The sequence below is a fragment of the Slackia isoflavoniconvertens genome (assembly GCF_003725955.1).
Classification (GTDB): Bacteria; Actinomycetota; Coriobacteriia; order Coriobacteriales; family Eggerthellaceae; genus Slackia; species Slackia isoflavoniconvertens.
The window spans coordinates 134,541-148,165 of sequence record NZ_QIBZ01000006.1; the positions used below are offsets into that span (position 1 = coordinate 134,541).

Genomic DNA, 13,625 nt, shown 5'->3' on the forward strand with positions numbered 1-13,625 from the left:
GAGACTATTGGAAGGATAGATTCGTATGGCAGATTCGACCTCTGGCGTGCGCGTTCGTTTCGCGCCTTCGCCCACGGGCAAGCTTCATATCGGCGGCGCCCGCACGGCTATTTACAACTGGGCGTTTGCTCGCGCCACGGGCGGCACGTTCGTGCTGCGCATCGAGGACACCGATCCCGAGCGCTCCACCGAGGAAAACACGCAAATCATTCTGCGCGCTCTGCGCTGGCTCGGCCTCGATTGGGACGAGGGCCCCGAGGTGGGCGGCGATTTCGGCCCCTACAAGCAAACCGAGCGCTTCGACACCTACAAGGCTGCTTTGGAGCAGCTCAAAGAGCGCGGCGCGGTGTACCCGTGCTTCTGCACGAAGGAAACGCTCGACGCCAAGCGCGAGGCCGCCGAGAAAACCGAGGGTGGCTATTCGGGCTACGACCGTACCTGCCGTTCGCTTTCCGCCGAAGAAGCGCAGGCGCGCATCGACGCAGGTGAGCCGCATGTGTGGCGCCTGAAGGTGCCCGAGAACCATGGCCCCATCGAGTTCGACGACGCCGTGTATGGCCACATGAGTTTCCCGGCCGACGTCATGGACGACATGATTTTGGTGCGCACCGATGGCACGCCGACCTATAACTTCGCCGTGGTCTGTGACGATGCGAACATGCACATCACGCATGTGATCCGTGGCGACGACCACCTGTCCAACACGCCGCGCCAGATTCTGATTTATGAGGCATTGGGCCTTGAGGCTCCGACGTTCGCGCACCTCTCCATGATTTTGGGCGCCGACGGCAAGAAGCTCTCCAAGCGCCATGGCGCCACGAGCGTCGAGGAATACGCTGCGCGCGGCTATTTGCCCGACACGATGGTGAACTTCCTGGCTCTTCTGGGATGGAGCCTCGACGGCGAGACCACAATCATTTCTCGCGATGTGCTGTGCGAGAAGTTCGGTCTCGACCGCATCACGAAGAAAGACGCCGTGTTCGACGAGACCAAGCTCGATTGGATGAACGGCCAATACATCAAGACCATGCAGGCCGGCGAATGGGTGAAGCTGTCTACGCCGTGGCTGGCGCAGGCCCGCGCAGCCGGCATGGCTGCCGCCGAGGGCGCTGTAGTGGTTGACGCCGCCGAGGCTGAGCTGTTCGCGCTTTCCGACGATGAGCAGGCTGCTGCCGTTGCTGAAACCGCTGCCGACATTGAGGCGCGCCCGGCGTTTTACGAGGCGCTTTACCCGTTGCTCGCTGAGCGCGAGACAAGCCTGAGCGATGCTGCCGAGAAGCTGCCGTACATGTTCTGGGGCAAAAACGTCGTGCTCGACGCCAAAAGCGTGAAGAAGGTTCTGCAGAAGGAAGGCGCCCGTGCCGACGAAGCGCTGCGTGCGTGTCGCGAGGTGCTTGCCAACGCCGAGGCCTGGGAATGCGACCCCATGCAGGAAGCATGCCGTGCGCTGTGCGAGCCTATGGGCATCAAGCCCAAGCTCATGTTCCAGCCGCTGCGCGTTGCCGTGTGCGGCAACATGGTGAGCCCTCCGTTGTTCGAGAGCATCGAGCTGCTGAATCGCGAAGACGTGCTTGCTCGCATCGACGCGACGCTTGCCGTCGCATTCTAATGTTTCGCCCGTGCCGGCAATGTGCCCGGCGCGGGCGCTCTGCGTTGTTAAGGCTGCTTAAAGGGGGATTCTCGCAGCGATGAAAGTTCTCACGATTCCTGAACATTGCACGCGTACGCACGGCGCGAATTGCACGCGCTGCCAGCTTGCGTGCCCGGCCAAAGCAATTTCGTTCGACGAGGCGGGCGCGCCTGTTATCGATCGTGATGCGTGCACGAAGTGCGGCGTGTGCATGGGCGTGTGCGACGCATTTTCTTCGAGCTCGGCGACGGCTCTGCGCCTGTATGACCACTTGCGCAAAGTGGCCATGCGCGGAGAAATCGTATACCTCACCTGCGAAGAGAACGTTTTCCCTGGTTTTGAGCCGGCAAAAAACGTCACGGTTCTGCCGTGCTTGGCGTGCGTGCCTCCCGAGCTGTGGACGCTTCTGCTTGCCCAGAACGTTCCTGTGTGCGTGGCGTGCGATTTGAAGTACTGCGAAGATTGCCCGCGTGCCGCGCAAATCGGCGAGCTCCTTTTCACCAAGGCCATTGAAATCGCCGAAGCGCAAACGGGCGAGAACGTTCACTTCGATCGCGAGATTCCCGAATATGTGCCCTCTGTAGAAGCTGTGGTCGATGACGAATTCGACCGTCGTGCCGCGTTTGACAGCGTGAAAGACGATGCGTTTGACATTATTTCTGGTCGCCGTCGCTTGAAGCAGTCCGACACGCTGAAGGAAGCCTACCGCAAGAAGGAACGCGAGCGCATGCGCGAGGCGTTGAACCTGAGCGAGGGCGAGTATTTGAGCGACGCGCTCGAGAAGGGCAGGGCGACTCGCGTCATGCCGCCTCGTCGCCGTATGTTGCTTGAGGCCTATGCCGCTAAGCCCGACATTGCCGAAAATGTCGAAGTTGCCGTGAGCGCGACCGATCATGATGCTTGTGTGGAATGCCTCGATTGCGTGGCGAGGTGTGCGAGCGGCGCGCGTATCGCGACCAAGGAAGGTCACTTGGAGTACGACGCGCGCTACTGCGTCGGCTGCGGCGCGTGCGAGGCGGTCTGTCCGCGCAACGCGATTGCGCTCGTGGAAGCGACTTTCGCCGACCTTTTGCCCGAAGGTCCCGGCAAGCCTGCCATTGAGCCCAATCTGGCCGATTACGAGTAGTCGTGCGAAAGTGGGGTAGGAGGCAAGCCTTCTGCCCCACTTTTTTGATGAGGAGCTGCTGGATTCCGGTTTTGCATGCGGGATGGGGAATCGGCTCTGTCTCGCGTTGACGTACGAGGGGAGTGCATGTGGAAACGATGGCTCGCGACCGCGCCCGACTGATTGCCGATATTGAAGCTTTTGAGCCGTTCAATGAGCAGGAATCGGTCGATAAACAGGTGATTCTTCGTGCTCTCAAAAGCGACCCCAATTGTTTCGAGCGTTCTGCGTAGGCGCATATGGCGACATCGATATGGACGGTTGATGCCTCTTTTGAGCGTACGCTTCTCGAATGGCACAACATCTACCAGTCGTGGTCGTGGATTGGCGGCCATGCCGACGGCGTGGCTGATTTGCGTGCGGTAGCGCTTCGCGAACTCGAAGAAGAGACCGGCGTGCATGGTCGCATTCTTCCGTATGGCTGCGGTATTCCGATCGAAGGCGAGCTTGCTCGAGGGGATGGCGTTCTGGAAGATTCGGGACTCCCTCTTGAGCGAGACTCGTCGTGCGAAGACGGTTTCGCGCAGGGTTTTGAATCTTTCCCACGAGTCGATTTCCGCTCTAACGGTGGCGATGTTTTTTCGCTCGAGGTGCTCACGGTGAACGGCCATGAGAAGCGCGGCGCATATGTGGGCTCGCACTTGCATCTGAATGTGACGTATTTGGCCCAGGCTAATCCCGATGATCCGTTGAAGGTGAAGCCCGACGAGAATTCGGCACTGAAGTGGGTGCCGCTCGACGATGCCGTCCGCCTGTCGAGCGAACCGTGGATTCGCGACCGCATCTACCGCAAACTTATTGCTAAAACCCGCGCCTATTGCCGCTAGAACCTGTTAAATGCTCGTAGCATTTAACAGGTTATTCCGCCTCCAAGATTCCATTGACGCCTCGGGTCATTGCTTTTGCGACGATTCGGGCGATTTCGTTAAAAGGCACGTCGTCGCCCGAGTTGTACCAGCTTTCATAAGCTTCGAACATGCCGCCCAGAATGAAGCGTGCATAGTACTCGGTGTTTTCCAGGGGCTTAAGGCCGTGCGCCGCGCGTTCGCGCTTAATGGCTTCGACCCAATAGGGCGTCATAGCCGAAATAAGGTGCTTAATGGGAAGCTTTTCCATGAATATTGGGTTGAACAGGCGCGTTTGGCGATAGCTTTCACCAATCTCGTGCGCAACGCCATCGATATCGAGCGGCACGGTGTCCAAAACTCCGCTTGCCTTAATGCGATCCATGGTTTTTTGCGCGTGCCGTTTCGTCATGGTGTCGAGCACGTCGTCGACTGAGTCGTAGTGCAGATAGAACGTTTTGCGATTGATGTTGGCTTCTTTCGCCAAAGCGCTTACGGTGATTTTGTCGTAGTCGGTTTTCAGGATGAGACTCGCCAAGGCCTCCTCTATTGCTTGGCTGGTTTTCAATACGCGCCGGTCGATCTTCTTCGTGCCGCTTTCCTGCTCCATATTTCCTTGCGCCCCCTTTGAACCCGAAATCAACAATTCGGTAAAGTTAACCCCAAATTAAAAGCCTCTGTTGCTTATGCGCCACCTGTAGCAATACTGGCAATTGCCCCCTTTGCTTCAATTCATAATAATGCACATATGGGCATAAAACCACACATGTAGAAAAAACATTGAAGCGCCACGTCGCTAAAACGCAGCGAGAAAAGGGGAATGTTATGGTCGCTTTGGATTCCGTGAAACATGCAGCATTGTGCAAAATGGTTGATTACCTGTTTGAAGACCCTGAAACAAGGTTTCCAAAGGCGATGGAGATGGTCGACAAGGCCGCTCCTCGCAACCTTTTCCCTTCGCAACGCGAGGCATTTCGTAATGCGATCGATGAGAAGAACAACTGGTATCAGCTGCTCATGAAAATTGCCCATTTAAACCCCGACGTGCGAAATCGCCTGGTGAAATCGTTTTTGATTGACTCGAACCTCATGGTGTGGGGCGAGCAAGAGAAGAATCGCGACAAATACCAGTGCAACATTCCGTGGGCGATTCTGCTCGATCCCACGAGCGCGTGCAACCTGCATTGCACGGGTTGCTGGGCTGCGGAATACGGTCATAAGCTCAACTTGAGCTACGACGACATCGACTCTATCATCGAACAGGGCAAAGCCTTGGGAACGCACGTGTTTATCTATACGGGCGGCGAGCCCTTGGTGCGCAAACACGACCTCATCAAGCTGTGCGAGGCACATCCCGATTGTGCGTTCCTCTGCTTTACGAACGCCACGCTTATCGACGAGGCGTTTTGCCAAGACATGATTCGCGTAGCGAACTTCGTGCCTGCAATTTCGGCTGAAGGCTTCGAGGAAGCCACTGATGCTCGCCGCGGTGAAGGCGTGTTCCAGAAGGTGTCGAAGGCCATGGCGCTGCTTCGCGAGCACGGCCTTCCGTTCGGTGTTTCATGCTGCTATACCGCTCAGAATGCGAGCTCCATTGCGTCTGAAGAATACTTCGATTGGCTTATTGACCAGGGCGCATTGTTCGCGTGGATCTTCTCGTTCATGCCTGTTGGCCACGGTTCCACGCCCGACCTTATTCCCAACGCCGCTCAGCGCGAGCACCTGTACAACTTCGTGCGTGAGATGCGCCAGACGAAGCCCCTGTTCACGCTCGACTTCCAAGACGACGGCGAATTCGTGGGCGGCTGCATTGCTGGCGGGCGCCGTTATTTGCATATCAATGCTGCCGGTGACGTGGAACCGTGCGTGTTCGCGCACTACTCGAATGCGAACATCCATGACGTAAGCCTGCTCGACGCGCTGCGTTCGCCCATTTTCATGGAGTACTACTATGAGCAGCCTTTCGACGGCAACTACCTGCGCCCGTGTCCCATTCTGGAGAATTCGGGCATGCTCGCCGAAATGGTCACTCGTTCCGGAGCGAAATCGACCGATTTGCAGCACGAGGAAACCGCCGAAGAGCTCTGCTCGAAAACCAAGGCGTTCAGCGAGGAATGGGCGCCTGTGGCCAAGCGTTTGTGGAACGACCCGCGTGATCCCATGCATGGCAAGCGCATGACGAAAACTCAGGGCATGGCCGAGGCCGACATGCGCAAGTTCGAACGCTTGCAGAAAGAAGGCCGAACGCTGCATTACAACGGTGGCCTGCGTTCATAATCGCCTGTTCGTGTCGTTCTCGTGTGCGTAGGCGGCCTGGTTCGCCGTGCTGTCGATTTCGGCTACTATGTGTACCTTGTGCGCAAGTCGCACCAGTATTTATCAAGATCCGGGGAAGAGGGTTGGCTCGTCGATCCCGGTACCAACCGGGGGCAACACCCACGGTGGTCCCGCCAACAGCGATGAAGAAAGGAATTCTGAATGTCCAACGAGAATGCTACCTACCTGTTCACGTCCGAGTCGGTGACCGAGGGTCATCCCGACAAGCTGTGCGACCAGGTTTCTGATGCCATTCTGGACGCGATTCTCGCTAAAGAAATCGAGCTCGAAAAAGCCGGCTATATTTCGCCGAGCGGAAAGCCTGCCGACGTGTCGCAGGTTCGCTGCGCGTGCGAAACCGTTGCCACGACGGGCACGGTGTTCGTGACGGGCGAAATTCGTACGCAGGCCTACGTCGACGTCGACACCATTGTGCGTGACGTTGTTCGCTCCATCGGCTACGACCGCGCAAAGTATGGCTTCGACTGCGACACCTGCGGCGTAATCAACGCCATTCACAGCCAGAGCCCCGATATCGCGCAGGGCGTTGATGAAAGCTGGGAGGCCCAGCACGGCGAAGCCGCCGATAAGGAAGACGAAACCGGTGCGGGCGACCAGGGCATGGTGTTCGGCTACGCCTGCAACGAAACGAGCACGCTCATGCCGATGCCCATTTATCTGGCGCATCGCCTCTCTGAGCGTTTGACCGAGGTTCGCAAGAACGGTACGCTTCCGTTCCTTCGCCCCGACGGCAAAACCCAGGTTTCGGTCCGCTATGTCGATGGCAAGCCCGAAGCTGTCGAGAAGGTGCTCATTTCCACTCAGCATGACGAGGGCGTTGAGCATGACCAGCTCGAGGCCGCGCTTATCGAGCATGTGATTAACCCCGTGCTTGCCGCTGAAGGCCTGAAGGCCGCAAGCGACATGGATATCTATGTGAATCCCACGGGTCGTTTCGTCATCGGTGGCCCCATGGGCGACACGGGCCTCACGGGTCGCAAGATTATCGTCGACACCTACGGCGGCATGGGCCGCCATGGTGGCGGCGCGTTTTCGGGCAAAGATTGCACGAAGGTCGACCGCTCCGCAGCATACGCGGCGCGTTGGGTCGCCAAAAACGTCGTGGCGGCTGGCCTGGCCGATCGCTGCGAAGTGCAAATCGCCTACGCCATTGGCATGGCTCGCCCAGTGAGCATCATGGTCGACACTTTCGGCACCGAGCATGTGCCTGTGGCCGATATCGAGAAGGCTGTGTCTGAGGTCTTTGACCTGCGCCCGGCTGCGATTATCGACGCACTCGACCTTCGCCGCCCAATTTATCGTCTTACCAGCAATTATGGCCACTTTGGCCGCGAACTTCCCGAGTTCACGTGGGAGCGTCGCGACAAGGCCGAGGCGCTGCGCAAGGCATGCGGCCTGGAGTAGTTCGCCCGCGCGCATTTCGCAAACACGAACATATGTTGTATTTTGAAAGCGAGTCTCATCCGGGGCTCGCTTTTCTTATATACTCGCTTGCATGAGAACCGTTTCCTTAGTTTTGGACATACAAACCCAGTCGCTCGACAGCCTCTACACCTACGTAGTTCCCGCCGATATGGTCGGCGTAGAAGTGGGTTGCGCCGTGCTTGTCGAATTCAGCGCGCGCCGCGCGATCGGCTACGTTATGGAGGTTTGTGAGCGGCCCGATTCCGAAATTGATCCTACCTCGGTTTCGCGTCTCAAGCCGCTGCTCTCGGTGCTTTCTTCGCCGTACTTCGACGAAGACGGCGCAGCACTCGTCCAATTTATCGCCCATGAATACGTGGCGCCCCTCAGCGCGTGTGTGCATTTGCTCACGCCCGTGGGCCGTGCGCCGAAGGTCGTGAAACGCGGCGATATGTGGGAGTTACAAAAGCCTGCGCGGCGCAGAAAGAAGAAGGGCGAAGCTGAGGCTCCTGTGCCGCTCGATGAAGACATCGCCGAGGCCGCCGAGGCGCGTGAAGGCTTTGCGCTCACCGAAGGCCAGGCGGCGGCGCTTACGTGCGTCGATGCGTGCATTGACCGCTGTGCCGGCGAGACGTGCGTGGTCGATGGCGTGACGGGGTCGGGCAAAACCGAGGTGTACCTGCGTGCGATTCGCCATGCGCTCGAGTTGGGGCGTGGCGCCATTGTGCTCGTACCTGAAATTGCGCTCACTCCTCAAACGGTGTCGCGCTTCGAGGGCCGCTTCGGCGATACCGTGGCCGTTATGCACTCGCGCATGACGGCGGGCGAGCGCTTTGACCAGTGGGAAGCGGTGCGCCTAGGCAAAAAACGCGTGGTCGTGGGTGCGAGAAGTGCGCTCTTTTGTCCTATGGCAACGCTTGGCCTCATCATTATCGACGAAGAGCACGAAAGTACCTATAAGCAGGAAAGCGCGCCGCGCTACCACGCGCGCGATGTGGCCGCATGGATGGCTCAGCGCACAGGCGCCGCGCTTGTGCTGGGCAGCGCGACTCCTTCGATCGAGACGCTGTGCCGCTGCAAGGTCGACGATATGTGGCATCGCGTGGTACTTCCGACGCGCGCGAATGGCAAGCCTATGCCCGAGGTGCGCATTATCGACATGGCGAAGGAATTCGGCCGCGGCTCTCGTTCCATGTTCGCTAAAGAGCTGCAGGAAAACCTGTTCGCCGCGGTCGATGCGGGCCGCAAAGTCGTGCTCATGCTCAATCAGCGCGGATTCGCGAACTTCTTGCTGTGTCGCGATTGCGGCTATGTGCCCGAATGCACTACGTGCTCGGTTTCGCTGACCTATCACGAAGTGGGCCGAAAGCTCGTGTGCCACCATTGCGGCAAAACCTCTCAGGCACCTGTAACGTGCCCGGTGTGTGGAAGTCCCTATTTGAAGAAGTTCGGTGCGGGAACGCAGCGTGTGGAGATGGAGCTGCGACGCATACTCGACGACCACGCGAGCGCAACGGGCCGGCCGCTTCCGCGCGTGGTGCGCATGGACTCCGACACCACTGCGACGCGCGATGCGCATGAAAAGCTGCTCGCCGAATTTGGCCAGCCCGGTGCGGCGGTGCTTTTGGGTACGCAGATGATTGCGAAGGGTCTCGATTTCGACGATGTCGTGCTCGTGGGCGTGATCAACGCTGACACGCAGCTGCGCTTGCCCGATTTCCGCTCGGCGGAACGCACGTTCGACTTGGTGGAGCAGGTTGCAGGCCGTGCGGGCCGCGGGCACTTCGAGGGCCGCGTGCTCGTGCAAACCTATATGCACGACGCGATGGCCATTCTTGCAGCTGCGCATTACGATCGTAAGCGTTTTCTTGCCGACGAACTTCCGAAACGCAAGATGCTCGGGTACCCGCCGTATGCGCGCTTGGCGAATATTTTGGTATGGGGCACCGAAGAGGGGGCCGTGCGCGCCGAAGCCGAAGTGCTGGCGAAGCGCGTGCAGGAGCAGATTGACGATATTGTGGGCGATGGCTGGCAGAGCCTGGGCGCGGCCCCGTGCGCCATTGATAAGCTGCGCGGCCAACACCGCTGGCACATTTTAATCAAGGCGCCTGCAGGGGCCGACATCTCAAAGCTCGCCGAACCGGTGATTCGCAAGCGACGCGCGAACAAGAAAGTCAATGTCGCCGTGGACGTTGACCCGTACAGCTTACTGTAGTTGGCGCGAACTCTGCCCCAGTGCGTCGCGCTGGGGTAACGTGGCAGAGCGCCCAATCGGCCACTTGCCAAGCGCGCATGTGTCCTCTATTGCCGCCGTCCGCGTATTTGTGTGTACCATCTGCGCATTTGTCGGCCCAGCTGTCACTCTTTGATATACTCTCGACTGCAAACTTTGCTTGTTGAAACGGGGCCTGATTCGTGGCCCTTTCGATAAAAGGAACTGAATATGGCTTTTGACACGCTCCCGGTGGTGGAATACCCCGACCCCATTCTTCGCCAGGTGTGCGAGGAGTGCGACATCAAAGACAAGAGCTTGAAGAAGCTCGCGAAGCAAATGGCGAAAACGATGTACAAGAACAACGGCTGCGGCATTGCCGCACCGCAGGTGGGCGTGCTTAAGCGCATCATCGTGATTGACTGCGACCAGGAAGATGGCCGCCAAGACCCCATCACGCTCATCAATCCTAAAATTCTTGAACTCAAAGGCGAATTGGTTACTGAAGAAGAGGGCTGCCTTTCATGCCCTGGCATTTCTGTGCCTGAATGCCGCCGAGAATACGCCGTGGTGAAATTCACCGACTTCGACGGCGAAGACTACATCATCGAAGGCGACGGCCTGCTCGGTCGCTGCCTGCAGCATGAAATCGACCATTTGAACGGCAAAACGCTGTTCGAAAGCGCTGCGCCCGCTGCACGCCTCAAGGCGCTGCGCGATTATGAGATCGCGCGAGCGGCAGGCGCCAAGCCGGGTGAAACGAGCATCGACTAGCAAACACTTTCGAAAGGCGGTGATTCCATGCGCGTTGTGTTCATGGGAACCCCCGATTTTGCGGCGAGCATTCTTATCGAGCTGAAGGAACAGCACGATGTCGTCGCCGTGTACACGCGCGCCGATGCGGTGCGCGGCCGTGGCAAGAAGCTCGTGCCGTCTCCGGTGAAGGAAGTCGCTCTTGGCGCGAATATTCCGGTGTTCGAACCCCGCACGCTTCGCGACGAAGTTGAAGTCGAACGCCTTCGCGCCCTCGATCCCGACGTTATTTGCGTCGCCGCGTACGGCATGATTCTGCCGCAGGCTGTGCTCGACATTCCGAAGTATGGTTGCTTGAACGTGCACGCGTCGCTTCTGCCGAAGTATCGCGGCGCGGCCCCCATCGAGCGCGCCATTCTGAATGGCGACGACGAGGCGGGTGTGTGCATCATGCGCATGGAGGCAGGTCTTGATACGGGCGATTACTGCATTTGCCGTTCTTGCCAAATCGCGGGCATGAATGCCGAGCGTTTGACGGGCGAACTTGCCGACAAAGGCGCGTATGCACTGCTTTCGGCCCTCTACGATGTGGAGCATGGCGTACAGCGTTGGGTCAAGCAGGCTGAGGAAGATGCTACGTGGGCGCCCAAAATCGAAAAAGGTGAGTTGAATCTGAACCCCGCGATCGAGTGCGTCGAGAACCTTCGCCATGTGCAGGCATCGGGCGTGCAGCACCCTTCGAAGTGCTCCATCGCGGGCAAAGGCGTCACGGTGCTTTCCGCGGCAGCGCTTTCGCAAGACGATTCATGCTTCGAGGCCGCATCGGGCCTTGCGCAGGGCAAGGTGTTGTTCGCGCAAAAACGGTTGTTCCTCGGATGCGCCGACGGCGTTTTCGAGATTTTGGAAATAAAGCCTGACGGGAAAAAGGAAATGGATGCTCGTTCGTTCGCTGCGGGCGTGCAGAACATCAAGTCGGGCGAGATTGAGTGGGAGACATTGTAAATGGCATACGATAACAAGGGCGCAGGAGATTCTCGCGGCAACCGACCGAACAACAACCGCGGCGGCAACGGCCACGCCAACGGCGGATACCGCGGCAAGGGCGGCGACTCTCGCGGACGCGGCAACGGCGACAAAGGCGGCTTCCGTGGCTCGAAGGGCCAGGGCGGCTACAAGAAGCGCGACGGCGAGCGCAAATTCGATCGCGACGATAATCGTGGCGGCTACAAGGGCGGCAAGCCTCAGGGCGGCTACAAAGGCCGTGGCAATCGCGACGATCGCGGTGAAGGCCGTAAGTTTGACCGCGACAATCGAGGCCCGAAGCGCGATTTCAAGCGCGACGATAATCGTGGCGGCTACAAGAAGCACGACGGTGAGCGTAAATTCGACCGCGATGGCGACCGTGGCGGCTACAAGGGCGGCCGCGACTTCGACCGCAAGCCTCGCGGCGATCGTCGCGACGGCGATCATGATTTCAAGAAGGGCGGCTACAAGAAAGACTTCAGCCGTGACGAGCGTAAGTTCGAGCAGGACGAGCGCAAGTTCGACCGTGAAGGCCGTAAGTTCGACCGCGACGATCGCGGTCCGAAGCGTGAGCGCTCCTTCGATGGCGACAGGCGCGACGACTGCCGCTTTGACAAGCGCGATGGCGGCAAGTTCGAGGGTCGTGGGGACCGTCGTTTCGGCGACCGCCCGAAAAAGCGCTTCGACGACGACAAGCGTGGCTTCAAGCCGCGCCGCGATGACGACCGCCTCGACGCCCAGGTTGACGATGATGCTCCTCGCAGCGAATACCGCGAACATCGTCGCAAGGGCGAAGGCTATCGCGGCACGGGCGGCGGTTACCGCAAGCCTAAGGGCCAAGTGCATGTGACGCCTGCTCGCCAGGCTGCCTGCGCCATCGGTCGCGTGGTGCGTGAGCGCAACGCCTATGTTGCCGAAGTCACGCCTGCCGTGCTCGCCAAATTCCAAGGTATTTCCCCTGAAGATGCTGCGTTCGCCACGAAAATCGCGCGTGGCGTGACTGCGACGGTCGGCACGCTCGACGAGTTCATTAACCGCAACATGAAAACCCCGAACGACATCGACGAGGTCGTTCGCGACGCTATGCGCGTGAGCGCCTATGAGCTGTTGTTCCTCGACAAGCCCGCCTATGTAGTTGTTGACCAGGGCGTTGAGCTCGTGTGCTCCGTTGCCCCCAAGGCGGGCGGCCTTGCTAACGCCGTGCTGCGCCGCATGTCGGAAAGCGCGAAAACGTTCCCGTTTGGCAACCCGAACCTGAGCCTGCAGGTGCTTGCTCGTTCGCAGGCCTTCCCGATGTGGCTCGCCAAGCGTCTCATGAACGAAATGACGCTGCCGAAGGCGACCGCATTCATGCATGCCTGCAACACCGATGCTCCGGTGTTTATCGCCGTGAATTCCGTGAAGGGCGATTTCGAGCAGATCGAAGAGGCTTTTGACCAGGCCGGTTCGCTGCTTGAGGCGTCGGAAGACGTGCAGGGTTGCTATCGCGTGAAGGAGGCTCGTTCGCTGCGCAGCGCCGACGTGCGAGCGCTGTTCGAGGCTGGCGAGCTGCTCGTGTCCGACGAGGGTGCGCAAACCGTGGCGCAGTTGGCCATGCCTGCCGAAGAGCCCGCAAGCTTCCTCGAAATTGGCTCTGGCCGTGGCACGAAGACCATTCTGCTCCAGAGCGCCGCGCATCGCGCATTTGGCCATTGCGTGCCTATGACCTCGGTCGACGACCATGAGTTCAAGGGCAAGATTCTTGGCGAACGCTGTGCCGCGTATGGCATTGACACGGTTGAGCCTCTCACGGCCGACGCGCGCACTCTTTCGCAAAAGCTGCCCGAGGCAAGCTTTGACGCCGTGCTGCTCGATGCTCCGTGCTCGGGTGTGGGCACGCTGCGTCGCCACCCCGAGATTCGTTGGCGCTTGAAGCCCGAAGATATCACCAGCATGGCCTCCATTAATCTTGACTTGCTCATTGAGGCGACCAAGATGGTGAAGCCGGGCGGCGTTATCACCTATGCTACCTGCACCGTTTTCCCTGAGGAAAACGAGCAGGTTGTCGAGCGCTTCCTGAAGACGAAGTTCGGCGAGCAGTTCGAAATTGAGGAGCAGGTGCAAACCACGCTCACGACGAACGGCCCCGACGCCCATTACGCCGCGCGCCTGCGCCGCCGCGCATAACGAATTGACGCGCTTGAACGCGAACTCACAAGAAGAGAGCCCCAATCGGGGCTCTTTTCTTGTTCTGTAGGCTTCTTCGCATGGGCAATA

General features: G+C 59.1%; 11 protein-coding genes. 10 read left to right on the forward strand and 1 reads right to left on the reverse strand.

Translation table 11 applies throughout. The features are described from left to right. Positions 1-25: 25 nt before the first annotated feature. From gltX to DMP05_RS10120, 4 genes are all read left to right on the forward strand, one after another. Positions 26-1,609 carry a glutamate--tRNA ligase gene (gltX, locus tag DMP05_RS04815; RefSeq protein WP_123219408.1) on the forward strand — a complete coding sequence of 528 codons (1,584 nt, stop codon included), beginning with the start codon at positions 26-28 and terminating at the stop codon, positions 1,607-1,609. A 79-nt stretch (positions 1,610-1,688) separates the two neighbouring features. Further along, on the forward strand, positions 1,689-2,756 hold the full coding sequence (locus DMP05_RS04820; RefSeq protein WP_123219409.1) for a 4Fe-4S dicluster domain-containing protein: 1,068 nt from the start codon (positions 1,689-1,691) through the stop codon (positions 2,754-2,756). Positions 2,757-2,884: 128 nt separating this feature from the next. Continuing rightward, positions 2,885-3,028: a hypothetical protein gene (locus DMP05_RS10115; protein ID WP_244595046.1), complete on the forward strand. Its 144-nt coding sequence runs from the start codon at positions 2,885-2,887 to the stop codon at positions 3,026-3,028. Between the two features lie 6 nt (positions 3,029-3,034). Beyond that, on the forward strand, positions 3,035-3,622 hold the full coding sequence (locus tag DMP05_RS10120; protein WP_244595047.1) for an NUDIX hydrolase: 588 nt from the start codon (positions 3,035-3,037) through the stop codon (positions 3,620-3,622). A 31-nt stretch (positions 3,623-3,653) separates the two neighbouring features. Here DMP05_RS10120 and DMP05_RS04835 read toward each other — a convergent pair whose 3' ends face one another. After that, entirely contained in the window at positions 3,654-4,250 is a 597-nt protein-coding gene (locus tag DMP05_RS04835; RefSeq protein ID WP_123219410.1) for a TetR/AcrR family transcriptional regulator, read from the reverse strand. Positions 4,251-4,465: 215 nt separating this feature from the next. Here DMP05_RS04835 and DMP05_RS04840 point away from each other — a divergent pair, with 215 nt between their 5' ends. The 6 genes from DMP05_RS04840 (at position 4,466) to DMP05_RS04865 (ending at position 13,535) form a co-directional block, all read left to right on the forward strand. Then, the gene (locus DMP05_RS04840) at positions 4,466-5,917 is read left to right on the forward strand and encodes a radical SAM/SPASM domain-containing protein (RefSeq protein ID WP_123219411.1); all 1,452 of its coding nucleotides are present in this window, start codon (positions 4,466-4,468) and stop codon (positions 5,915-5,917) included. Between the two features lie 201 nt (positions 5,918-6,118). Continuing rightward, complete coding sequence (gene metK / locus DMP05_RS04845; protein ID WP_123219412.1) at positions 6,119-7,381, forward strand: methionine adenosyltransferase; 1,263 nt, start codon at positions 6,119-6,121, stop codon at positions 7,379-7,381. A gap of 91 nt (positions 7,382-7,472) precedes the next feature. Further along, the gene (priA, locus tag DMP05_RS04850) at positions 7,473-9,596 is read left to right on the forward strand and encodes a replication restart helicase PriA (RefSeq protein WP_123219413.1); all 2,124 of its coding nucleotides are present in this window, start codon (positions 7,473-7,475) and stop codon (positions 9,594-9,596) included. Between the two features lie 228 nt (positions 9,597-9,824). Then, positions 9,825-10,367: a peptide deformylase gene (def, locus tag DMP05_RS04855; RefSeq protein WP_123219414.1), complete on the forward strand. Its 543-nt coding sequence runs from the start codon at positions 9,825-9,827 to the stop codon at positions 10,365-10,367. Between the two features lie 27 nt (positions 10,368-10,394). Then, positions 10,395-11,348 (forward strand): methionyl-tRNA formyltransferase, encoded by a 954-nt coding sequence (gene fmt / locus DMP05_RS04860; RefSeq protein WP_123219415.1) that lies wholly within the window; start codon positions 10,395-10,397, stop codon positions 11,346-11,348. After that, positions 11,349-13,535 (forward strand): transcription antitermination factor NusB, encoded by a 2,187-nt coding sequence (locus tag DMP05_RS04865; RefSeq protein WP_123219416.1) that lies wholly within the window; start codon positions 11,349-11,351, stop codon positions 13,533-13,535. Positions 13,536-13,625 lie beyond the last annotated feature (90 nt).